At 75.9% G+C, this 21,280-nt stretch carries 18 protein-coding genes; 11 read left to right on the top strand and 7 right to left on the bottom strand.

Annotated elements, in window-relative coordinates:
- The first annotated feature begins 4 nt into the window (after positions 1–4).
- A complete protein-coding gene (locus IPM45_06655) occupies positions 5–571 on the top strand; it encodes a dienelactone hydrolase (GenBank protein ID MBK9179246.1) in 567 nt (188 codons plus the stop codon).
- Here IPM45_06655 and IPM45_06650 read toward each other — a convergent pair.
- Entirely contained in the window at positions 568–2,091 is a 1,524-nt protein-coding gene (locus IPM45_06650; GenBank protein MBK9179245.1) for an MFS transporter, read from the bottom strand. The two genes, IPM45_06655 and IPM45_06650, sit on opposite strands and share 4 nt — an antisense overlap.
- A gap of 227 nt (positions 2,092–2,318) precedes the next feature.
- Here IPM45_06650 and IPM45_06645 point away from each other — a divergent pair, with 227 nt between their 5' ends.
- The 3 genes from IPM45_06645 to meaB all read left to right on the top strand — a co-directional run bounded on the left by IPM45_06645 (position 2,319) and on the right by meaB (position 4,352).
- On the top strand, positions 2,319–2,543 hold the full coding sequence (locus IPM45_06645; protein MBK9179244.1) for a NifU family protein: 225 nt from the start codon (positions 2,319–2,321) through the stop codon (positions 2,541–2,543).
- 64 nt (positions 2,544–2,607) lie between these two features.
- The gene (locus IPM45_06640) at positions 2,608–3,321 is read left to right on the top strand and encodes a hypothetical protein (protein MBK9179243.1); all 714 of its coding nucleotides are present in this window, start codon (positions 2,608–2,610) and stop codon (positions 3,319–3,321) included.
- Between the two features lie 83 nt (positions 3,322–3,404).
- Positions 3,405–4,352: a methylmalonyl Co-A mutase-associated GTPase MeaB gene (meaB, locus tag IPM45_06635; protein ID MBK9179242.1), complete on the top strand. Its 948-nt coding sequence runs from the start codon at positions 3,405–3,407 to the stop codon at positions 4,350–4,352.
- Positions 4,353–4,465: 113 nt separating this feature from the next.
- Here the strand turns inward: meaB and IPM45_06630 are convergent, their stop codons facing one another.
- Both IPM45_06630 and glgP read right to left on the bottom strand, forming a co-directional pair.
- Positions 4,466–5,251, bottom strand: a complete 786-nt coding sequence (locus IPM45_06630) for an enoyl-CoA hydratase/isomerase family protein (protein ID MBK9179241.1) — start codon at positions 5,249–5,251, stop codon at positions 4,466–4,468.
- Between the two features lie 97 nt (positions 5,252–5,348).
- Positions 5,349–7,880 (bottom strand): alpha-glucan family phosphorylase, encoded by a 2,532-nt coding sequence (glgP, locus tag IPM45_06625; GenBank protein ID MBK9179240.1) that lies wholly within the window; start codon positions 7,878–7,880, stop codon positions 5,349–5,351.
- 37 nt (positions 7,881–7,917) lie between these two features.
- Between glgP and glgB the strand changes: the two genes are divergently transcribed.
- Together glgB and IPM45_06615 are read left to right on the top strand one after the other, a co-directional pair.
- Positions 7,918–10,206, top strand: a complete 2,289-nt coding sequence (gene glgB, locus IPM45_06620) for a 1,4-alpha-glucan branching protein GlgB (protein ID MBK9179239.1) — start codon at positions 7,918–7,920, stop codon at positions 10,204–10,206.
- Between the two features lie 10 nt (positions 10,207–10,216).
- Positions 10,217–12,610 (top strand): DUF3536 domain-containing protein, encoded by a 2,394-nt coding sequence (locus IPM45_06615; GenBank protein MBK9179238.1) that lies wholly within the window; start codon positions 10,217–10,219, stop codon positions 12,608–12,610.
- A gap of 15 nt (positions 12,611–12,625) precedes the next feature.
- Here IPM45_06615 and IPM45_06610 read toward each other — a convergent pair whose 3' ends face one another.
- The 3 genes from IPM45_06610 to IPM45_06600 all read right to left on the bottom strand — a co-directional run bounded on the left by IPM45_06610 (position 12,626) and on the right by IPM45_06600 (position 14,913).
- Entirely contained in the window at positions 12,626–13,090 is a 465-nt protein-coding gene (locus tag IPM45_06610) for an SRPBCC family protein (protein ID MBK9179237.1), read from the bottom strand.
- A 44-nt stretch (positions 13,091–13,134) separates the two neighbouring features.
- A complete protein-coding gene (locus tag IPM45_06605) occupies positions 13,135–14,106 on the bottom strand; it encodes an HIT domain-containing protein (GenBank protein ID MBK9179236.1) in 972 nt (323 codons plus the stop codon).
- A 75-nt stretch (positions 14,107–14,181) separates the two neighbouring features.
- Complete coding sequence (locus IPM45_06600; protein MBK9179235.1) at positions 14,182–14,913, bottom strand: class I SAM-dependent methyltransferase; 732 nt, start codon at positions 14,911–14,913, stop codon at positions 14,182–14,184.
- Between the two features lie 95 nt (positions 14,914–15,008).
- On the opposite strand from IPM45_06600, the gene IPM45_06595 reads away from it, so the two are divergent.
- From IPM45_06595 to IPM45_06575, 5 genes are read left to right on the top strand one after another with little or no spacing between them, the layout of a single operon-like run.
- Positions 15,009–15,854: a hypothetical protein gene (locus IPM45_06595; GenBank protein MBK9179234.1), complete on the top strand. Its 846-nt coding sequence runs from the start codon at positions 15,009–15,011 to the stop codon at positions 15,852–15,854.
- Between the two features lie 2 nt (positions 15,855–15,856).
- Positions 15,857–16,705, top strand: a complete 849-nt coding sequence (locus IPM45_06590) for a DUF4129 domain-containing protein (GenBank protein ID MBK9179233.1) — start codon at positions 15,857–15,859, stop codon at positions 16,703–16,705.
- Positions 16,702–17,811 carry a DUF4350 domain-containing protein gene (locus tag IPM45_06585; protein MBK9179232.1) on the top strand — a complete coding sequence of 370 codons (1,110 nt, stop codon included), beginning with the start codon at positions 16,702–16,704 and terminating at the stop codon, positions 17,809–17,811. Before IPM45_06590 ends, IPM45_06585 begins: the two co-directional genes overlap by 4 nt.
- A 57-nt stretch (positions 17,812–17,868) precedes the next feature.
- The gene (locus tag IPM45_06580) at positions 17,869–18,849 is read left to right on the top strand and encodes a MoxR family ATPase (GenBank protein ID MBK9179231.1); all 981 of its coding nucleotides are present in this window, start codon (positions 17,869–17,871) and stop codon (positions 18,847–18,849) included.
- Positions 18,850–18,851: 2 nt separating this feature from the next.
- The gene (locus tag IPM45_06575) at positions 18,852–20,159 is read left to right on the top strand and encodes a DUF58 domain-containing protein (protein MBK9179230.1); all 1,308 of its coding nucleotides are present in this window, start codon (positions 18,852–18,854) and stop codon (positions 20,157–20,159) included.
- A 78-nt stretch (positions 20,160–20,237) separates the two neighbouring features.
- Here IPM45_06575 and IPM45_06570 read toward each other — a convergent pair whose 3' ends face one another.
- Positions 20,238–21,263, bottom strand: a complete 1,026-nt coding sequence (locus IPM45_06570; protein ID MBK9179229.1) for a stage II sporulation protein M — start codon at positions 21,261–21,263, stop codon at positions 20,238–20,240.
- Positions 21,264–21,280: the final 17 nt, after the last annotated feature.

The raw sequence follows: 21,280 nt of genomic DNA, 5'->3' as shown, positions 1-21,280 counted from the left end.
CCGGGTGGCCGCGGCGCTGCTCGCGCCGGGGGCGGGCAGCGATCGCGACCAGCCCGCGCTGGTCGCGATCGAGAGGGCGCTGGCCCCGGTGCCGGTCGAGCGCATCGACTTCCCCTACCGGCGGGCCGGCAGGCGGGCGCCCGACCGGGCACCGGTGCTGGTCGCCTGCGTGGTCGAGGAGGCCGGCGCCCTCGCCGCCCGGGCCCGTGTGGCGCCCGACCGGCTGGTGCTCGGTGGGCGGTCGATGGGCGGTCGCATGTGCTCGATGGCCGTGGCCGAGGGGCTGCCCGCGGCCGGTTTGGTGCTGATCTCCTACCCCCTCCACCCGCCGGGCAGGCCCGGGCGGCTCCGCACCGACCACCTGCCCGCCATCGCCGTGCCCTGCCTCGTGGTGTCGGGCACCCGCGACCCGTTCGGCACCCCCGACGAGCTGCGGGCCGCCTTCGAGCTGGTGGGCGGCCCGGTGACCCACGTGTGGGTCGAGGGCGGTCGCCACGACCTGAAGGGCGCGGAGGACGAGGTGGCGCGGGCCGTCGTCGAGTGGGTGGCCGCGCTCGAGGGCGGGGCCTAGGGGCGCACCGGGGGCGGGGCCGCCGGGGGCGGCCGATCCTCGGGGTTCAGCTGCTCCAGCTCGAGGTGCGCGGTCTCCGGGAAGGCGGCCAGCACCAGCCCGGCCAGGAGCAGCGGCCCGACGGCCAGGACGGCCATCGCCGGGCCGAAGGTGCCGAAGCCCTCGGCCATGCTCCCGGCCGCCAGCAGGCCCACCCCGCTGCCCACCAGGGCCAGCACCGCGATGATGCCGTTGGCCCGCCCCCGCAGCGACGTCGGGAACAGCTCGGCCCCGTACACGCCGAGGGCGGGGACGGCGGCCGCGCCGACCACCCCACCCACGATCGACACCAGCCAGAGGGATGCCCCGGCCAGCCAGAACGCGGCCGCCGTGGCCACGCTGCCCCCGACCAGGGCCACCGCCCCGACGACCCGGCGGCCACGGAGGTCCGCGAGCCGGCCCCCCAGGACGACGCCGATGCCCCCGGGGGTGTTGGTCACCAGCGTGAACAGCGCGATCCGCCCGGCCGAGAACCCGCGCTCGGCGCGCAGGTAGCGGTTCTGGAACGACGAGGCCGGCGCCACGAACAGGTTCAGCAGGAGCCCGGCCGCGGCCAGCAGCCAGAAGCGCCGACCGTGGCTCCGGAGGGTCGCGGCCCGGTGGGGCGCGTCGAAGCGGCGGCTCTCGGGGATGCGGCGGGCCACGCTCACCGCCAGCGGCAGGCCCGCCAGCGGCACCAGGTACAGGAGCCGCCAGCCGCTCGCGCCCAGGCCGGCGAGGGGGAGCGCCATCACGCAGATGCCCGCGCCCAGCGCGGTGGACATCGACAGCACGCTGATCGCGTAGGCGCGCCCGCCCGCCGGCATCTCCTCGGCGGCCGTGATGCCGAGCGCGATGCCGAGGGCGATGGCCAGGGGACGGGCCGCGAACTGGCTGGCGGTGAGCCAGGCGAGGGAGGGAGCCAGGGCGCCGGTGGCCGCCAGGACCGGCCCCGCCAGGGCGGTGAGCACGATCACGGCCCGCCGCCCCCGCCGGTCGGCCAGCGACGTGAGCACCAGGGCCACCACGATGCCCGTCCGGGCCACCGCCAGGGCCACCCCCTGGGCCCGGTCGCCGGCGTCGAACTCGTCGGCGGCGAAGGCGATGGTCTGGGTGAGCAGGGTGTTCTGGTAGCCGACCAGCAGTGACGCCGCGCACACGGTGCCGAGCACGGCCGCCGCCCGGGCGTCGAGGCGCTGGGGTGGGGCCCACCAGGGTGGGGCGCGGCGCGGCGGGCGTTGGAGGGCGGCGCGCACGGGCCGGGCGAAGAGGAAGCCGAAGTACGGGATCGCCAGGCGCACGTCGACGGTCTGGGTGACGTCCACCGTGCCGTCGTGGCGGGCCACGACCTCGACCGTGCGCCGGTAGCGACGGAACGGCCCTTCGGCCGCCTCGAAGACGCCGGGCGCCACCTCGAGCTCGGCGACCAGGTCGTTCCGGGGGGTCAGCAGCCGGTCGAGGTGCTGCTCGTCGACCGTGCGTCGGCGCACGACCCGCGACACGGTGCGCTCCTCTCCGGGGTCCAGGCACGCGCGGTGGGCCCGGTCGGGGGCCGTCGGCCGGCCGCTCCTGGCCCGCCGCTCCCGACCCGCGGGAGGATACCGGGCAGGGAACAACGGCACCCCGTCCCGCCGTTCGCCCTGGTGGCGGGAGAATCCGTCGAGACCGGTCGAGGGAGCTCATCTCCCGACCCGCGGTGCCGACAGGCATCGGGAGGAGAAGCATCGTGCTGCGCTCGCAGGTGGAGGAGACCATCGAGGCGATCCGCCCGGCTCTGCAAGCCGACGGAGGAGACATCGTGCTGAAGGACGTCGACGAGCAGACGGGGATCGTGACCGTCGAGCTGGTGGGCGCCTGCGGCACGTGTCCGGCCTCGACCGCCACCCTCAAGGCGGGGATCGAGCGCATCATGCGCGACCGCATCGACGGTGTCTCCGAGGTCGTCGCCGTCTGAGCCGCGCCCGTCCCGGGCCGCTCGCCGCCGCGCCGCCCGTCGCCGCCGGCTCCGCCGCCGCCTCGTGCTGGCCGGCGCGGTGCTGGCCGCCCTGGCCGTCCTGACGCCCCTCGCCCTCCTCGGCCGGGGTGGGGCCCGCCCGGTGCTGGCCGATCCCGCCCCGGCCGTGACCGCCGGCCCGCCCACCACGGTGGTGCCCCCGACCACCGCACCGCCCGTCACGACCGCCGCGCCGCCCCCGGTCGAGACGACGACGACCACCGCTCCCGCTCCACCGCCCCCACCGCCACCCGATCGGCGCGTGCTGCTGGTGGGCGACTCCGTGCTCCTCGGCGCCCGCGCCGACCTCGAGCGGGCGCTGGACGGGTGGGAGACCACGATCGACGCCGAGGTGGGCCGGTTCCTCGGCGCCGGTGTCGGCGTGCTGCAGGCCCGGCGGGACCGCGCCGGCGCCGCAGCCGTGATCGTGCTGGGCAACAACTACCTCGGCTCGCAGCGTCAGTTCGCGGACCAGCTGGACGACGCCCTGCAGGCGCTGAGCGGGGTGCCCCGCGTGCTGTGGCTCACCGTCGCCGAGTACGACGACGACCAGTGGGAGGTGAACGCCGCGATCCGCGCCGCGGCCGCCCGCTGGCCGAACCTGGAGGTGGTCGACTGGGCCGCGGCGGTCGCGGGCCGGCCGGGCCTCACCGGGCCGGACGGCCTGCACCTGTCGCCGGCCGGGGCACGCGCCCTCGCCGGGCTGGTGGTCCAGGCGGTGGGCCCGGCCCCGGGCTGACGGCGGCGGACGGGCGCCGAGTCGTCACGCCGCAGCGCGCTTTGCCAGACTCGTCCCGCCCCCTTCAGCCAGGAGGACCCGCCCTGCCGCCCCGAGAGCCCGCCGCCCTGGTCGATGCCGCCCGTGCCGGCGACCGTGCCGCGCTGGCCCGGCTGCTCTCGATCGTGGAGCGGGGCGGGCCGGCGGCCCGGGAGGTGGGGCGGATCGCCTGGCCCCTCGGCGGGCGGGCCTACACGGTCGGCATCACGGGAGCCCCGGGGGCGGGCAAGTCGACGCTCACGTCGGCCCTGATCGCGTCCATGCGGGCCCGGGGACTCGAGGTGGCGGTGCTGGCCGTCGACCCGTCGTCGCCCTTCTCCGGCGGCGCGATCCTGGGGGACCGGGTGCGCATGCAGGACCACGTCACCGACCCGGGGGTCTTCATCCGGTCGATGGCCACCCGAGGCCACCTCGGGGGGCTGTCGCTGGCCACCCCCGAGGCCGTGCGGGTCCTCGACGCGGTCGGCCGCCCGTGGGTGCTCGTGGAGACGGTCGGCGTGGGACAGGTGGAGGTGGAGATCGCCGCGGCGGCCGACACCACCGTCGTGGTGGTCAACCCCGGCTGGGGCGACGCGGTGCAGGCCAACAAGGCCGGCCTGCTCGAGATCGCCGACGTGTTCGTGATCAACAAGGCCGACCGGCCCGGCGTCGACGAGACGCGCCGCGACCTCGAGCAGATGCTCGAGCTCTCCGAGCTGCGCGGCTGGCGCCCGCCCATCGTGGCCACCGTGGCGTCCACCGGGGAGGGGGTCGAGGCGCTGTGGGAGGCGGTGCAGGCGCACCGGGCCGCCATCGAGGCCGACGGGGTCCTGGTCGAGCGCCGCCGCCGCCGGCTCCGCGAGGAGCTGGTGGAGATCGTGGGCGTCCGCCTCGAGCGCCGGGCGCGCGACCTGGTCGAGGAGGGCTACGGCGCGCTGGAGGCCGAGGTGCTGGCCCGGCGCACCGACCCGTGGAGCGCCGCCGACCGCCTGCTGCACGGCCTCGGCGCCTGACGTCCACGGGCACCGGGGTTCGGGCACCGGGCACCGGGCACCGGGCACCGGGCACGGCGATGGCCCGGGGCCGGACCACGCCGGGGGCCGGCCGCCGGGCGGTGGCGCGGGGCTCAGCGGCCGGTGAAGGCGGCCCGGCCGGGGCCGTGCTCGAGGAACGAGCGCACGCCGATCCGGGCGTCGTCGGTGCCGAACACCTCGACGAACAGCTCCTGCTCGAGCTCGAGGCCGTCGGCCAGCGAGCCCTCGAGGCCGGCGTCGATCGCCCGCTTGGCCAGGGCCTGGGCCACGGCCGGGCCGCGCGCCAGCTCGGCGGCCCGGGCCAGCACCCGGTCGTGGAGCTCCTCGTGGGGGACCACCTCGTCGACCAGCCCGATGCGGAGGGCCTCCTCGGCGTCGACCTGGCGGCCGGTGAGGACGAGGTCCTTGGCTCGCGCCGGGCCGACGAGGCGGGCGAGCCGCTGCGTGCCGCCGCCGCCGGGGATGATCCCGAGCAGGATCTCGGGCTGGCCGAACCGGGCCCGCTCGGACGCGATCCGCAGGTCGCAGGCGAGGGCCAGCTCGCACCCGCCGCCCAGGGCGTAGCCGGCCACGGCGGCGATGGTCATCCGGGGGATGGCGGCCACCGCGTTGAGCGCGGTGAGGAAGCGCCGCCCGACCAGGCGGGCCTCGTCGGGGCCGCCGAACTCGGTGATGTCGGCCCCGGCCGCGAAGACGCGGTCGCCGCCGGTCACGACGACGGCCCCGGGTGGGCCGGTCACCAGGGACTCGGCGACCTCCTGGAGCTGGCGCAGCAGCAGGCTGGAGAGCGCGTTGACCTTGGGGTGGTCGAGGCGCACGACGGCGACACCGTCGTCGCGTCGCTCCAGGTGGACGAGGCGGGGGTCTGCGTCGGCCATGGCGTGCTCCTCCGGCCCCGGCCCCGCCGGGGCGTCCGGTGTCGGGCGGCCGGGTGGGCCGGCCCCGGCCCCGGACGCTACCCGTCGCGGCGCCCCGTCAGGCCCAGGCGATCCGGCCCAGCTCCACCGGGCCGGTCAGGTCGGGGTGCGAGGGCACCACCCGCACCGTGAAGCCGTAGCGGCCCGCCCGCTCGCAGGGCACCTCGCCCCGGTAGCGCAGCTGGCCGGCCGTGGGCGGGCCCACGGCCTCCATCTCCCGGACCGTCGCCATGGTGAGCTCGCCGCCCTGGCCCACCGTGCCGTGCACCAGCTGCACCGCCACGTCGGCGGCCGAGAGCGAGCCGAGGGCGACGACGGCATCCACCCGCCGGGTGGCGCCCAGCTCGGCGGGAGTCTCGTCGGCGTCGACCGCGACCACGTGCACCCCCCTCCAGGCCCGGCCCACCCGGTCCTTCCAGCCGGCCAGGGCCCGGGCCCGGAGGTGCCCGTCGCCGCCCAGCCGGTCGGCGCGCGCCGCGGTGGTCTGGTACAGCTCCTCGACGTAGTCGCGCACCATGCGGGTGGCGGTGACCCTGGGGCCGAGCGAGGCCAGGCTGGCCTTGACGCGCCGCACCCACGCCCGGGGCACCGGCCCCTCGTCACGCCGGTAGAACAGCGGCGCGATCTGCTGTTCGAGCAGGTCGAACAAGCTGTTGGCCTCGAGCTCGTCCCGGCGGTCGGGGTCGTGCTCGGCCTCGACCGAGGAGATGGCCCACCCGTTGTCGCCGTTGAACATCTCGGCCCACCAGCCGTCGAGGATCGACAGCTGCAGCCCGCCGTTGAGAGCCGACTTCATCCCGCTGGTGCCGCAGGCCTCCAGGGGGCGGCGAGGCGTGTTCAGCCACACGTCGGCACCCTGGTAGAGCCCGCGGGCCAGGGCGATGTCGTAGTCCTCGACGAAGGCGATCCGATGGCGGACCTCGGGGTCGGAGGCGAAGTGGACGATCCTGCTGATCATCTCCTTGCCGGCGTCGTCGGCCGGGTGGGCCTTGCCGGCGAACACCAGCTGCACCGGACGGTCGGGGGACAGCAGCAGGGCCCGGAGCCGTTCGGGCTGCGACAGCAGCAGGGTGGCCCGCTTGTACGTCGCGAAGCGGCGGGCGAAGCCCACCGTGAGGATCTTGGGGTCGAGGACCTCGGCGCACCAGGCGGTGTCCGAGGGCGACAGCCCGCGGGCCTCGGCGGCCTGGCGGAGCCGCTGGCGCACCAGGGACACCAGCCGCTCCCGGCCCTGCTCGCGGGCCCGCCAGATCTCGTCGTCGCGGGCCGTGTCGATGCGGGCCCAGTCGCCCGGCCCGGCGCCGGCCCACTCGGGGAGCACGTGGCGGGCCAGGACGTCGTCGATCTCGGGCGACACCCAGGTGTGGGCGTGGACGCCGTTGGTGATGTGGGTGATGGGCACCTCGGCCTCGGGGGCGTCGGGCCACAGGTCGCGGAACATGGCCCGGCTGACGTCGCCGTGCAGTCGGGCGACGGCGTTGGACCGCCCGGCCAGGCGGAGCCCCATGACGGCCATGTTGAACCGGTCGTCGGGTGGCTCCTCGTCGCGGCGACCGAGGGCCAGCAGCTCGGGGAGGGGGACGCCGGTCTCGTCGGCCCACCACCCGAAGTACCGCTCGATCAGCTCCGGCCGGAAGCGGTCGATCCCGGCGGGGACGGGGGTGTGGGTGGTGAAGATGTTGCCGGCCCGCACCGCCTCGATGGCCTCGTGGAACGAGAGGCCCTCGTCCACCATGAACCGGCGGATCCGCTCGAGGCCGAGGAACCCGGCGTGGCCCTCGTTGGTGTGGAACACCTGCACGTCGTGGCCGAGGGCCTCCAGGGCGCGCACGCCCCCCACGCCGAGGACGATCTCCTGGCGCAGGCGGTGCTCGGAGTCCCCTCCGTACAGCCGGTCGGTCACCCCGCGGGCTGCCTCGCTGTTCTCCTCGACGTCGGTGTCGAGGAGGTACAGCGGGATCCGACCCACGTCGGCCCGCCACACCCGGGCGAGCACGGGCTCGCCCGCCAGGTCGAGCTCCACCTGCACCCCGTCGCAGGGGGTGAGGGCCATGGCGTGGGGGTCGAGGTCGGGGTAGCGCTCGAGCTGCCAGCCGTCGGCGCTGAGGGCCTGGCGGAAGTACCCGTGGCGGTAGAACAGCCCGATCCCGACCAGCGGCACGCCCAGGTCGCTGGCCGCCTTGAGGTGGTCGCCGGCCAGCACCCCCAGGCCGCCGGAGTACTGGGGCAGGGCCTCGGACATGCCGAACTCGGGTGAGAAGTAGCCCACCAGCCGGAGCTCGCCGGCGTCGGCGGTCGTCTGGAACCACCTGGGCCGCTCCAGGTAGCGCACGAGGCCGTCGTGCACCTCGTTGAGGTACCGGAGGAAGCCGGCGTCGGTGGCCAGGGCGTCGAGCCGCTCCCTCCGGACCAGGCCGAGGAGGCGCACCGGGTCGTGGACGGTGCTGTCCCAGGCCTCGGGATCGACCCAGCGGAACAGGGCGCGAGTGCTCTCGTCCCACGACCAGCGAAGGTTCATGGCCAGCTGCTCGAGGTGGTGGAGCGCCTCGGGCAGGCGGGGCCGGACGGTGAAGCTCCGGAGGGCGCGCACGAGAGCCCACGCTAGCCACCGGCCGTGTGGTTGCCCGATGCCGGGACCGCACCGTGTCCGACGTCACGCGCCGAACGGCCGGGGAGGCCCGGCGCGCGATGCTGGTCGGGTGACGTCTCCCCTCGTCCCCAGCCGGCCCCCTGTTCCCCGTCCCCGCGCCGACGACCCGATCGAGCAGATCGTCCGGGGCGAGCACGCCGAGCCCCACGCGGTGCTCGGCGCCCACCCCTCGGGCACGGGGTGGGTCGTCCGGGTGTGGCGGCCGGGAGCGGAGCGCGTCACCGTGCTCCCGGCCGACGCCGCCCCGGTGCCGGCGGCCCAGGTCCACCCGGCCGGGGTGTTCGCGGCCGAGCTCCCGGCGTCCGACCAGGCGCCCGAGTACCGGGTCGAGGTCGCCTACCCGGGCGACAGCACGTTCGTCCTCGACGACCCGTACCGGTTCCTGCCCACGCTGGGCGACCTCGACCTCCACCTCATCGGTGAGGGGAGCCACCGCCGCCTGTGGGAGGTCCTGGGCGCCCACGTCCGGGTCCACCAGGGCGTCGAGGGCACCTCGTTCACGGTGTGGGCCCCGTCGGCGCGGTTCGTGCGGGTCGTGGGTGACTTCAACGGCTGGGACGGCCGCCTCGGCCCGATGCGGATCATGGGCTCCTCGGGCGTGTGGGAGCTGTTCGTGCCCGGGGTCGGCCCCGGCGACCACTACAAGTTCGAGCTCCTCTCCGGCGACCGCCACCTGCTGCTCAAGGCCGATCCGATGGCCCGTGCCGCCGAGGAGCCGCCGGGCACCGCCAGCGTGGTGGCGCGCTCGAGCTACCGGTGGAGCGACGACGCCTGGGTGGCCGAGCGGGAGCGGACCGACCAGCTCCACCGGCCGCTGTCGATCTACGAGGTGCACCTGGGCTCGTGGCGCCGAGACGCCGAGGGCCGATCCCTCGGCTACCGGGAGATCGGCGAGCTGCTCGGCGACTACGTCGCCGACCTGGGCTTCACCCACGTGGAGCTGCTGCCGGTGATGGAGCACCCCTACGGCCCGTCGTGGGGCTACCAGGTCACCGGCTACTACGCGCCCACCGCTCGCCAGGGCTCGCCCGACGACCTGCGGGCCATGATCGACGCCCTCCACCAGCGGGGCATCGGCGTGATCGTCGACTGGGTGCCGGCCCACTTCCCCCGCGACGACTGGGCCCTGGCCCGCTTCGACGGCAGCGCGCTGTACGAGCACCTCGATCCCCGCCAGGGCGAGCACCCCGACTGGGGCACGCTGGTGTTCAACTACGGCCGCAACGAGGTGCGGAACTTCCTGGTGGCCAACGCGCTCTACTGGATCGACGAGTTCCACGTCGACGGCCTGCGCGTCGACGCCGTCGCCTCGATGGTGTACCTCGACTACTCCCGCGAAGAGGGGGAGTGGGTGCCGAACCGGTACGGCGGCAACGAGAACCTCGAGGCCGTGGGCTTCATCCACGAGCTGAACACCGTCGTGCACGCGGAGCACCCGGGCGTGCTCACCATCGCCGAGGAGTCCACGGCCTGGCCGGCCGTGTCGCGGCCGGTGCACCTGGGGGGGCTCGGCTTCACCCACAAGTGGAACATGGGCTGGATGAACGACACGCTCGCCTACTTCAACAAGGAGCCGATCCACCGGAAGTACCACCATCACCAGCTCACGTTCGGGCTCCTCTACGCCTTCACCGAGAACTTCGTGCTGCCGCTCTCCCACGACGAGGTGGTGCACGGCAAGGGCTCGCTGCTCTCGAAGATGCCGGGCGACCGCTGGCAGCAGATCGCCAACCTGAAGGCGCTGCTGGCCTGGACCTGGGCCCACCCCGGCAAGCAGCTGCTGTTCATGGGGGGCGAGGTCGGCCAGGAGTGGGAGTGGGCCCACGACGGCTCCGTCGAGTGGCACTTGCTGCAGTACCGCGACCATCAGGGCGTGCAGGACCTGGTGCGGGCCCTCAACCGCATCCTGCGCGACGAGCCGGCCCTGTACCAGCACGACTTCGACTGGTCCGGCTTCCGATGGATCGACGCCAACGACAGCGACGGCAGCGTCTACTCGTTCCTGCGGTTCTCCACCGGCGAGGAGCGGGCGCTGGCATGCCTGGCCAACCTCACCCCGGTGCCGCGGCCGGCCTACCGGGTGGGCCTGCCCAAGGCCGGGCGGTGGGAGGTGGTGCTCGACACCGACTCGAGCTACTTCGCCGGCAGCGACTACGCCAAGGTGGCCGGCTACGACACCGAGCCGGTGCCCTGGCACGGCCTCGACCAGTCGATCGAGGCCGCCCTGCCGCCGCTGGCCGTGGTGTGGCTCCGGTGGGTGGGGTGACCGGGCCGAGGTGACCCCGCCGCGTCACACCGGGCCCTACCTGGCCGTCCACGGCCACTTCTACCAGCCGCCGCGGGAGAACCCCTGGACCGAGACGGTGCCGGTGGAGCCGTCGGCGTCGCCCTGGCACGACTGGAACGAGCGCATCACCGACGAGTGCTACCGGCCGAACGCCTTCGCCCGCATCGTCGACGACCACGGCCGGCTCGTGTCGATCGTGAACAACTACCAGCACCTGTCGTTCGACGTCGGGCCCACCCTGCTGCGGTGGCTCGAGGCGCGCCAGCCGGAGGTGTACCAGCGGATCATCGAGGCCGACCGGGGTGCCCGGGGGGCGATGGCCCAGGCGTACCACCACTCGATCCTGCCGCTGGCGTCGCGGCGCGATCGCCGCACCGAGGTCCGCTGGGGGCTCGCCGACTTCGAGCACCGCTTCGGCCGGCGGGCCACCGGCCTGTGGCTGCCGGAGACGGCCGTCAACGCCGACGTCCTGGCCGTGCTGGCCGAGGAGGGGGTGCGGTTCACGATCCTCGCGCCCAACCAGGCGCTGCGGGTGCGCCCCCTCGGCGGTGCCGACGACCAGTGGGAAGACGTCGGGAACGGCACGATCGACACCCGCCGCCCCTACCGCTGGCTCCACCCCGATGGCGACGGCCTCGGCGTCGACATCGTGTTCTACGACGGCGGGCTGTCCCACGACGTCGCCTTCGGGCTCGCGGCTCGCTCGAGCCAGGACCTGATCGAGCGCATGGCGTCGTCGGCCGGAGCCGGCCAGGTCGTCACCGTGGCCACCGACGGCGAGACGTTCGGCCACCACCACCGGTTCACCGAGCGGGCCATCGCGTACGCCTTGGCCGTCGAGGCGCCGCGTCGCCACCTCGCGGCCGGTGCTCTCCCCCCGTACCTCTCGCGGCACCGGCCGAACCTGGAGGTCGAGGTGCGGGAGAGCGCGTGGTCGTGCGCCCACGGCGTCGGCCGCTGGAAGGAGGACTGCGGTTGCCACACCGGCGGCGGGCCCGGGTGGACCCAGCGGTGGCGAGCCCCGCTCCGTGCCGCTCTCGACGTGCTGCGCGACGCCGCCGACGAGGTGTTCGAGCGACGGGGAGCCGAGGCGCTGGAGCGGCCGTGGGAGGCGCGCGACGACTACGTGAAGGTGCTGCTCGGCGCGGTGACGGTCGATCGGTTCGCGGCCCGCCACGTGATCGGCGGGCACGACGGCCCCCACGTGGTGACGGCGCTGACCCTGCTGGAGGCGCAGCGCCACGCCCTGGCCATGTACACCTCGTGCGGCTGGTTCTTCCACGACCTGGCCGGCATCGAGACCGTGCAGGTGCTCCGCTACGCGGCGCGCCTCGTCGACCTGCTGGAGGAGCTCGACGAGGAGCCGCCGCTGGCCGACTTCCTGGCGCTGCTCGAGCAGGCCAGGAGCAACGACCCGCTCGAGGGCACCGGCGTCGACATCTGGGCCCGACGGGTCGAGCCGTCGCGCGTCACCGCCGAGCGGGTGGTCGCCCACCTGGCCCTGCTCTCCCTGCTCGAGCACCGGGATCCCGAGCCGGTGCTGGCGTCCTACGACGTCGTCCTCGACGGCCAGGACCACGACAGCCGGGGCGCGGTGGAGATGTGCTCGGGCGAGGTGACGCTGGTCCACCGCCGCACCCGCCGCCGCACGGCCTACGTGTATGCCGCCCTCCATCTCGGCGGGCTCGAGATCGTGGGAGCCGCCCGGCCGGCCCGGCCGGAGGTCGACCGCGAGGCCCGGGCCGGGCTGCGGGACGCCTTCGTGTCGGGCGAGCGGGTGAGCACCCTGGTGCGGGCGGTGGTGGAGGGCTTCGGGCCGCACGAGTTCGGGCTCGAGTCGGTGCTCCCCGACGCCGGTGGCCAGATCCTGGAGAGCACGGCCCGCAAGCTCACCGAGCGCTTCGCCCAAGCGTACGAGCAGCTCTTCGGCGACCACCGGCCGATCTTCGCGGCGCTCGGCACGGCCGGCTACGAGCTCCCGCCCGAGCTGCGGGCGCCGGCCGAGCTCGCCCTGTCACGGCGCTTCGCGGCCGAGGTGGCCCGCCAGGAGCGCGTGTGGGATCCCGACGCCTACCAGGCCGCCCTTTTCACCGCCGACGAGGCCCGGCTGGTCAACCTCCACCTGGCCACCCCGGAGGTGCTGCGAACCCTGGAGCGAGCGGTCCGGGCCGCGGTCCGCCGGGCGGTGTCCTCCAGCGACGACGTGGCCGCCCACTCCGCGCTGGCCCTGCTCCGTCTGGCCGGCAGCGTGGGGGCCTCGCTCGACCTGGCCAAGGCCCAGGAGGACGTGTACGCGGCGTTGCTGGAGCGGCCGTCGGCGGCCCTGCAGCGCCTCGGCGGCGGCCTCGGCCTGGCCGTGGAGCGCCTGGGCGAGGTCGAGTAGGCGGGCGCCCGACGGTCAGCCCGCGGTGTCGGCCCGCCCCGGTCCGGCTTCGACGATGCGCCTGAGGCCGGCCAGGTTGCGCGCCCACACCAGGCGGAGGAGCAGCCCTCCCACCGCCCCGCCGACGGGGCCGCCCATCCACCAGGGGAACACCAGGCGCTCCTCCCAGGTGAACCGCGTCCGCCCGCCGGGCGCGGGTTCGAGCGTGAAGCGGCCGGTGCCGGTGACGGCGCCGACGTGGCGGACGCCCATCGACCGCCCGTCGACCCACTCGGTGATCTCCATGCGGTCGGTCAGCCGCAGCGGCCCCACCCGCGTGTCGCAGTCGAACGCGGTCCCCACACCCGACGTCCGGGCCGACGTGAACCGGATGGCCTCGGCGTCGGCCATCCAGTCGACGTGGTCACCGACGTGGCGGACCACCTCCCACACCTCGGCGGGCGTGGCGTCGACGACGGTCGAGACCCGGATGCGACCCATGGCACCGAGGGTACGCAGCCCTCGGCCGTCTGCCACCTCGCCGGTCACCCCTCGCGCAGGTGCTGTGCCGCGAGCTCGGGGGCGACGATGTTGACGAGCACGCCGCTCCCCTGCTCGAAGCCGGCGACGCTGGTGAGGCGCGGGTGCACGTGGACGTGCCAGTGGAAGACGTCGTCGTGGTGGTGCGGCGCGGTGTGGAACACGACGTTGTAGGCGAGGTCGCCGAGGCGGTCGCGCAGGAGCCGCAGGGCGTCGCGCAGGGCCCGGCCGACGGCCACCAGGTCGGGCGGGCGGGCGTCCTGCAGGTGGACCTCGTGGGTCCTGGGCATCACGAGGAGCTCGTAGGGCGAGCCGGCCCAGAAGGGGCACACCACGGTCGCCCGCTCGTCGTCGAGCACCACCCGGTGGCCGGCCGACAGCTCGGCCTCGATCGTGGTGCAGACGAGGCAGTTGCCCTCGAACCGTCGGAAGCCGGCTTCCTCGTCGGCGATGGCCCCGGGCACGAACGGCAGCCCGAGCAGCTGGCCGTGTGGGTGGCTGAGCGACGCGCCCGCCTCGCGACCGTGGTTCACGACCGCCTGCGTGGAGCGCACGCCGGCGACCCGGGCGTGATCCTCCATCCGGTCGCGCAGGGCGGCCATCACCAGGCCGGCATCGCGGTCGGACAGGTCGGCCCACTCGCCGTCGTGGTCGGGTGACAGCACGAGCACCTCGTGGATCCCGCTGGCGGGGGCCTGGACGAACACCGGCCCGAGGTTGGTGACCGCGAGGGGGTCGCGGCCGTGGAAGGCGGGGTAGAGGTTGGGGACCACGCGCACCACCCAGCGCCCCTCGCGGCCGTACGTCTCCAGGGCCGGTGGCGTGGCCTCCTCGTTGCCGGGGCAGAAGGGGCACGGGCGGCCGGGATCGGCCTCGACACGCCGCTGGCGGGGGGCGAACTCGGTGGGGCGCTCGGCCCGGCCGACCGCGAGCGTGACCCACTGCCCGGTCAGTGGGTTCAGCCGGAGCAGGCTCACCCCGCCCGCCTCGCTCTCGTCACGGGGTGAACCTACCGCCTGCCGTCGCCTGCACCGCGCCGTCGGCGCGCCGGGTCATCCCCGCCGGTAGACGGAGACGTGGGTGGTGCTGTCGGGGCCGAACGGCTCGGCGCGCCAGCCGGCCCAGCGATCGGTCAGGACCAGCCCGGCGCCGATGGCGAGCCCGTCGAGCTCGGCGGGCGGCGCGTAGCGCAGGTGCGAGGGTCGCAGCCGGATGCCGGCCTCGGTGATGTCGATGTGCTGGCCGAAGGCCTCCTGGGTCACCGGCTCGAAGCGGTTGACGAACAGCACCACCCGGTCGGCGTGGAGGGCACGGACCTCCACGGTCGAGCCCCGCTGGATGCGGTCGTCGGGGACGAACGCCTCGACCACGAACGCACCCCCGGGAGCGAGGCGCGCCGCCACGTTGGCCAGGCAGCGCCGCTGGTCGGCCAGGGTGGTGAGCCCGAAGAAGCTGTTGGCCGCGACGAAGACGAGGGCGTAGGGCCCGGCCGGCACGGCCTCGGCCATGTCGCCGTGGGTGAGCCCGATGAGCTCGGCCCCCGGCTTGGCCCGCAGGCGGTCGAGCATCGCCGCCGACGCGTCGACGCCATCGACACCGAGCCCGCGCGCCGCCAGCGGCAGGGCGAGGCGGCCGGTCCCCACGCCCAGCTCGAGCACCGGACCGGGCCCGGCCAGCGCCGCCAGCCGCTCGACCGCGGCCTCGGTGTCGAACCCGGCCTCGTACCAGGCGTCGTACACGTCGGCGATCCCGTCGCCGTAGCTCGACGGCCCGTAGCCCTCCACCCGGCCAGTCCACCACGGCGCCGCTCGGGTCGGCGCGAACCAGCCGTCGGGCCGCCTGGAGCGCGCGGGGCGGCCGGCCAGGCGAACATGGTGCGGTGGCCGCCCCCGCACCGGATCCCCGACTGCCGATCGGCATGCGGCCGCACACCCTGGCCGACCTGCTCGACCAGCCGTTCCGCCTGCTGAAGGCCCGGCCCCGCACGCTCCTGGCGGTCGTGGCCGCAGCCGTCGTCCCCGTGGAGCTGCTGACCGCCTTCGGCCAGCGCGACCTGTTCGGGCCCGGCGTTGGTGACCTGATCCGGAACCCGGAGGCCGCCGACACCGCCGGCGGCGGGGCCGACGGGCTGCTCGTGGTGCTCGCGGTGCTGCTGGCGTCGCTGGCGCTGCCCTTCGTGGCCGGCTCGGTGGCCGCCCTGGTCGTCGCCTGGGAAGACGGGCGCCGCGCGGCGGCCGGCGAGGCGCTGCGTGCCGTCGGCCGGCGGTGGTGGGCACTGCTGGCCTCGTGGGTGCTCGTGCACCTGCTGGAGGCGGTGGCGTTCGTGGTGCCGCTCGGGTCGGTGTTCGTGATGGCCGCGTTCCTGGTGACCGCACCCGCCATCGTGGTGGAGGGTCTGGGGCCGCTCGCGGGGATGGGTCGGGCGTGGGAGCTGGCCCGGCGTCGCTTCTTCCCGGTGCTCGGCATCGGCGTGGTGTCCGGTCTGGTCGCCTCGCTCCTGGGCCAGTCGCTCGGCCTGCTGCCCACCTTGCTGGGAGCGGTCGTCGGCGATCGGATCGGCTGGCTGGTGGTGAGCGTCACCGCCATGGCCACGTCGCTCGTGACCACCCTCGGCGTGGCCGGCACCACGGTCTTCTGCTACCTCGACCTGCGGGTGCGGACGGAGGCCCTCGACCTCTCGTTGGTCGCGGCCCGGTCGGGGCCGGGGCCGGGGCCGGGGGCCTGAGCGTGCCCGCCAGAGGGCGGCGCTCCGGCCTCCGACGCGCCGCCCTCGGCCTGGCGTCGGTGGGCCTCCTCGGCGTCGCGGTGGCGGCGTGGGGCGGGGGCGGGCCGTTCTCGGGCGGGTTCGCCACCGCTGCGGTGGTCAGCCCGCCAGAGAACGGGCAGGTGGCGCCGGCGCTGAGTCCGACGACCACGCCGCCGGTGGTGGTGCCCACGACCGCGGCCCCACCTCCGCCGGTCGGCGGCACCCTGCCGGTGCCCGACCGCGACCCGGCCGAGGCCCGCCGAGCCGCCGACGAGGTGCTGGCCCGACCCGAGTACCGCCGGCCGGGGCCCACGCTGATGGAGCGGGCGCAGCGGGGCCTGGCCGAGCTGGTCGGCCGGGTGCTGGAGGCGGTCGGCCAGGGCGGCGCGGGGGCGGCCTTCGCGTGGCTCGTCGTGCTGGCCGTCACGGCCGCGCTCGTGGCGGCCGGGGTGCGGGTGGCGCGGGGCACCCGGCTCGGGGCCGTGGCGGCCACCGTGCGGGTGTCGGCTAGCCGGCCGCGCCGGCCGGAGGACTGGCTGGTCGAGGCCGAGGCCCGCGAGGCCGAGGGGGCCTGGCGGGCGGCCCTGCGGTGCCGGTACCGGGCCCTCGTGGCCGAGCTGGCCGGCCGGGGTGTCGTCGACGACGTGCCCGGGCGGACCGCCGGCGAGGAGCGGGCCGCCGTCGCCCGGGCACGCCCGCCGATCGCGGCGCCCTTCGCCGGCGCGACCGAGCTGTTCGAGCGGGCCTGGTACGGCGGGCTGCCCACCGGGCCGGTCGAGGCCGAGCGGTTCCGGGAGCTGGCGGCCCGCGTGTCCGAGGGCGCGTCGTGACGGCGCCGACGCGCCGGCGCGGCGCGCTGCTGTGGCTCGGGCTGGCGGGCGCCCTGGTGGTGGCCGCCCTGGTGATCGGGGCCCCGCCGGCGGAGGGCCCGCCCCTCGATCCCCGCTCGACCTCCGCCGACGGCACCAAGGCCCTCGTCGACCTCCTCCGCGAGCTCGGCGGGCGCGTCGAGATCACCAGCAGGGTGCCGGCGCAGGGCGCCGGGCGTGGGGTGGCCCTCGTGCTCGTCGACGACCTGAGCGACCAGCAGCGCGCCGGGCTCGACGCCTGGGTGCGCGCCGGGGGCGTGCTCGTCGTGGCCGACCCCGGCTCCACCCTGCACCCGGCGGTGGCGGCCGGCGCCACCGGCACCGTGGTCGGCGCGCCGACCTTGGGCCGGGGAGTCTGCACCATGGCGGCGCTGGTGGGGGTGGATCGGATCGATCCCGGCTTCGCCACCCTCTACCGGGTGCCGGCCGGGGCGCAGCGGTGCATCGGGCCCGAGGAGCAGGCCTTCGTGGTGTCGGTGGCGGCCGGCGCGGGGACGGTGGTGGCGCTGGGTGGTCCCGGGCCCTTCACCAACGCCCGCCTCGGCCAGGCCGACAACGCGGTGCTGGCCGCCGACCTGCTGGTTCCGCGGGCCGGGACGCAGGTGCTGGTGGTCGAGCGGGCGGTGGCCGGCGAGGGCGCCGACACCCTGGCCGACCTCGTGCCCGGGCGCGCCCGGGACGCCCTGGTGCAGCTGGGTGTGGCCTTCCTGGTGGTCGTGGCGTGGCGGGCTCGGCGGCTCGGCCGCCCGGTGCTCGAGCCACGGGCGGTGGTGCTGCCCGGATCCGAGCTGGTCGCGGCGTCGGGGCGGTTGCGCCAGCGCGCCGGCCACCCGGACGCAGCCGCCGGCGTGCTGCGAGCCGAGCTGCGCCGCGAGCTGGCGGAACGGCTCGGCCTGCCCCGCGACGCGCCGGCGGAGATGATCGCCGAGGTCGCCGCGGCCCGGTCGGGCGCGACGCTGGACGAGCTGCTGGCGGTGGTCGCCGATCGCCCGGTCGGCGGTGAGGCCGGCCTCGTGGAGCTGGGCCGGCGGGCGGCGGAGGTGCGCGCCGAGGTGCTGGCGCGCTGAGCGGCGTGGTCGGGTTGGTGTCGGTCGAGCGTGTGGAGGTGCTCCGTGGACGGTGAGATGGACAGCGGGACCGTGCCGGGTGCCGTGCCCCGGCCGCCCCGCGAGGTGGTCCTGGCGGTGCGGGACGAGGTCGCCAAGGTGGTCGTGGGGCAGGACGCGGCCCTCAGCGGCCTGGTGGCGGCGCTGCTGGTGCGGGGCCACGTGCTGCTGGAGGGGGTGCCCGGGGTGGCCAAGACCCTCCTGGTGAAGGCCCTCGCCGCGACCCTCGACCTGCGCTTCGCCCGCGTGCAGTTCACGCCCGACCTGATGCCCTCGGATGTGCTCGGCCAGGTGATCTTCTCCGGCCAGGAGGCCGCCTTCCGGTTCCGGGAGGGGCCCGTGTTCACGAACCTGCTCCTCGCCGACGAGATCAACCGGACACCGCCGAAGACCCAGGCCGCCCTTCTCGAGGCCATGGAGGAGCGCCAGGTGTCGGTGGAGGGCGAGCGGCGGGCGCTCCCGGAGCCGTTCGTGGTGGTCGCCACCCAGAACCCCGTCGAGTACGAGGGCACGTACCCGCTGCCGGAGGCGCAGCTCGACCGGTTCCTCTTCAAGCTCGTCGTGGGGTACCCGACGGCCGAGCAGGAGCAGGAGGTGCTGGCCCGGCACGACGCCGGGCTCGATCCGCACGACCTGGCCGCGGCAGGCGTGCGGGCCGTCGCCGGTGCGGCCGACCTGGCCGCGGCCCGCGCCGAGGTGCGGCAGGTGCGGGTGGAGCCGGCGGTGCTGGCGTACGTCGTGGCCCTGGCCCACGCCACGCGGGAGTCGCCCTCGCTGGTGCTGGGCGCGTCGCCGAGGGGCGCGGCGATGGTGGTGCACGCGGCCAAGGCCTGGGCCTGGCTGGCCGGCCGCGCCTTCGTCACGCCCGACGAGGTGAAGGCGGTCGCGCGGCCCGCGCTCCGGCACCGCCTGCTGCTGCGCCCGGAGGCCGAGCTGGAGGGTGCGACCGCCGACGGTGTGCTCGACGGTGTGCTGGCCTCGGTGCCGGTGCCCCGCTAGCGGTGCCCGTCCCCACCGGTCGCCTCGCCGCGGCCGCGGCCGCGGTGGCCGTGGCGGTGCTCCTGCTGCCGCTGCCGTCGCCGGCCGCCATCGTCGTGCTCGACGGCGTCCTCCTCGCCCTGGCCCTGCTGGACGCGGCGCTCGCGGTGTCGCCCGGCCGGGTCGAGGTGGCGCGAGACCTGCCGGCCGTGGTGACGCTGGGGGAGCGGGCCGAGCTGGCCTGGACCGTGGTGAACCCCGTGGATCGGCGCCTGCACGTGGCCGTGGCCGATCAGCTGGCCCCCTCGCTGGGTGCCGGCACCCGCCGGGTGCGCCTGGCCCTCCCGCCCTCGGGGACGGCCACCGCCCGGACCGCGCTCGCGCCGCGGCGGCGAGGCCGGTTCCGCCCGCGCGACGTGGTGGTCCGGGTGCGCGGACCGCTGGGCCTGGCCGCCCGCCAGGCGACCCGCGCCCTCCCCGGTGAGCTGCGGGTGTACCCGAGCTTCGGGTCCAAGGACGAGGCCGAGCTGCGGATCGACCGGGCACGCATCCTGGAGGTGGGGCTGCGCTCGGCCCAGGGCCGGGGTGGTGGCACCGAGTTCGAGCAGCTCCGCGAGTACACGCCCGACGATGAGTTCCGCCGGATCGACTGGGCCGCGACGGCCCGCTCGTCGAAGCCGATCGTCCGCACGTATCGGGCCGAGCGGAACCAGACGGTGCTGATCCTCCTCGACAACGGACGGGTGATGGCCGGCCAGGTGGCGGGCGTGCCGCGGGTGGAGCACGCCATGGACGCGGTCCTCATGCTGACCGCCGTCGCCAGCCGCCTCGGGGACCGGGTCGGCCTGGTGGCCTTCGACCGCCGCGTGCGGGCCGTGGTGGCGCCGGCCCGCAGCGCCCGCCAGCTCGGGCGGGTGAGCGAGGCGCTGTTCGAGCTGGAGCCCGAGCTGGCCGAGAGCGACTACCGGGGCGCGTTCGTGCAGGCGCTGGTGCGGGTGCGGCGGCGGGCCCTGGTGGTGCTCCTCACCGATCTGGCCGAGGCGTCGGTGTCCGACACCCTCCTGCCTGCGCTGCCCGTGCTGGTGCGGAGCCACCTGGTGGTGATCGCGGGCGTGCGCGATCCCGACGTGGCCCGCTGGGCGCACCAGCCGCCGCTCGACGAGGCCGGTGCCTACCGGGCGGCCGCCGCGACCGCGGCGCTCGACGACCGCCGTCGCACCGTGGCCCGGCTCCGGGGCATGGGCGTGACGGTCGTCGACGCCCTCCCCGGCCGCCTCGCCCCCGAGCTGGCCGACGTGTACCTGCGGGCCAAGGCGACCGGCCGGCTGTGACCGGGGCCGTCAGGTGCTGGGGGCCACGGCCAGTGCGACGCCTACCCGCCCGTCGGGATCGTCGGGTGACCGGGGCCGTCAGGTGCTGGGGGCCGTGGCCAGGCGCTCGTCCTCGGCGCGCTCGTCCTCGTCGAGCAGGCCCGTGACGCCGGTGGCCAGCGCGGCACGACCCTGCCCGACCAGGTAGAGCCAGAACGCGCCGGCCGCCGCCAGCCCCACGGCGACCCGGGCCTCCGTGGGGAGCCCGCTCGGCGTGACGAAGGCCTCGATCGTGCCGGCCACCACGAAGACGGCGGCCAACCCCAGCACGATCACGACCGAGCGCCGACCCTCCTCGGCGAGCGCAGCGAGCCGGGGCCGGTCGCCGGGATCGATGATCGTCCAGCCCAGGCGCAGGCCGGCGGCGCCGGCCACCACCACCGCCGACAGCTCGAGCAGGCCGTGGGGCAGGACGAGGCCCCAGAACTTGGCCGACTCGCCCACGGCGGCGAACACCCCCGCGGCCACGCCCAGGTTCGCGCCGTTGAGGACCAGCACGTAGGCCGTCCCCACGCAGAGGGTGATGCCGGCCGCGAACGCGAGGACGGCCACCTGGATGTTGTTCACCGTGACCTCGGTGGCGAACTGTCCAGCCGGTGCCGACGAGTAGTACGCCTCGAAGTCTTCGGAGACGTAGGCCTGGCGCGCCGCGTCGGGCGCCGCGGCGTCGAGCGCCCGCTCCGAGCGGGCCAGCCACACGCCGATGACGACGGCGGGGGCCAGGAGCAGCGCTGCGCTGGCCGCCACGAACCACCGCGACCGCCACACCGCCGCCGGGAACGTGAGTCGGAAGAACCGGCCGACGGCGCGGAGGGTGCCCGGCCGGGCCCCGTACAGCACGCCCCCGGCGTCGGCGACGAGGCGGGTGAGGCGGGCGGTGAGGGCCGGGTCGCCGACGTACGTGCGGGCGGTGGAGAGGTGGGTCGACGTCCGCTGGTACAGCAGGACGAGCTCGTCGATCTCGGCCGGTGCCAGGGTGGCCGGGCTCCGTCGGGCCCGCCGGGTGAGCTGGGCCAGGCGCTGCCAGGTGGGCTCGTTGCTGGCGAGGAAGCGGTCGAGATCCACGCGCTCGGTACCGTACC

This window comes from Acidimicrobiales bacterium (assembly GCA_016716005.1).
Lineage (GTDB): Bacteria > Actinomycetota > Acidimicrobiia > Acidimicrobiales > JADJXE01 > JADJXE01.
The sequence above is the reverse complement of the archived record's forward strand: the minus strand, read 5'-3'. Positions and strand labels throughout refer to the sequence as shown.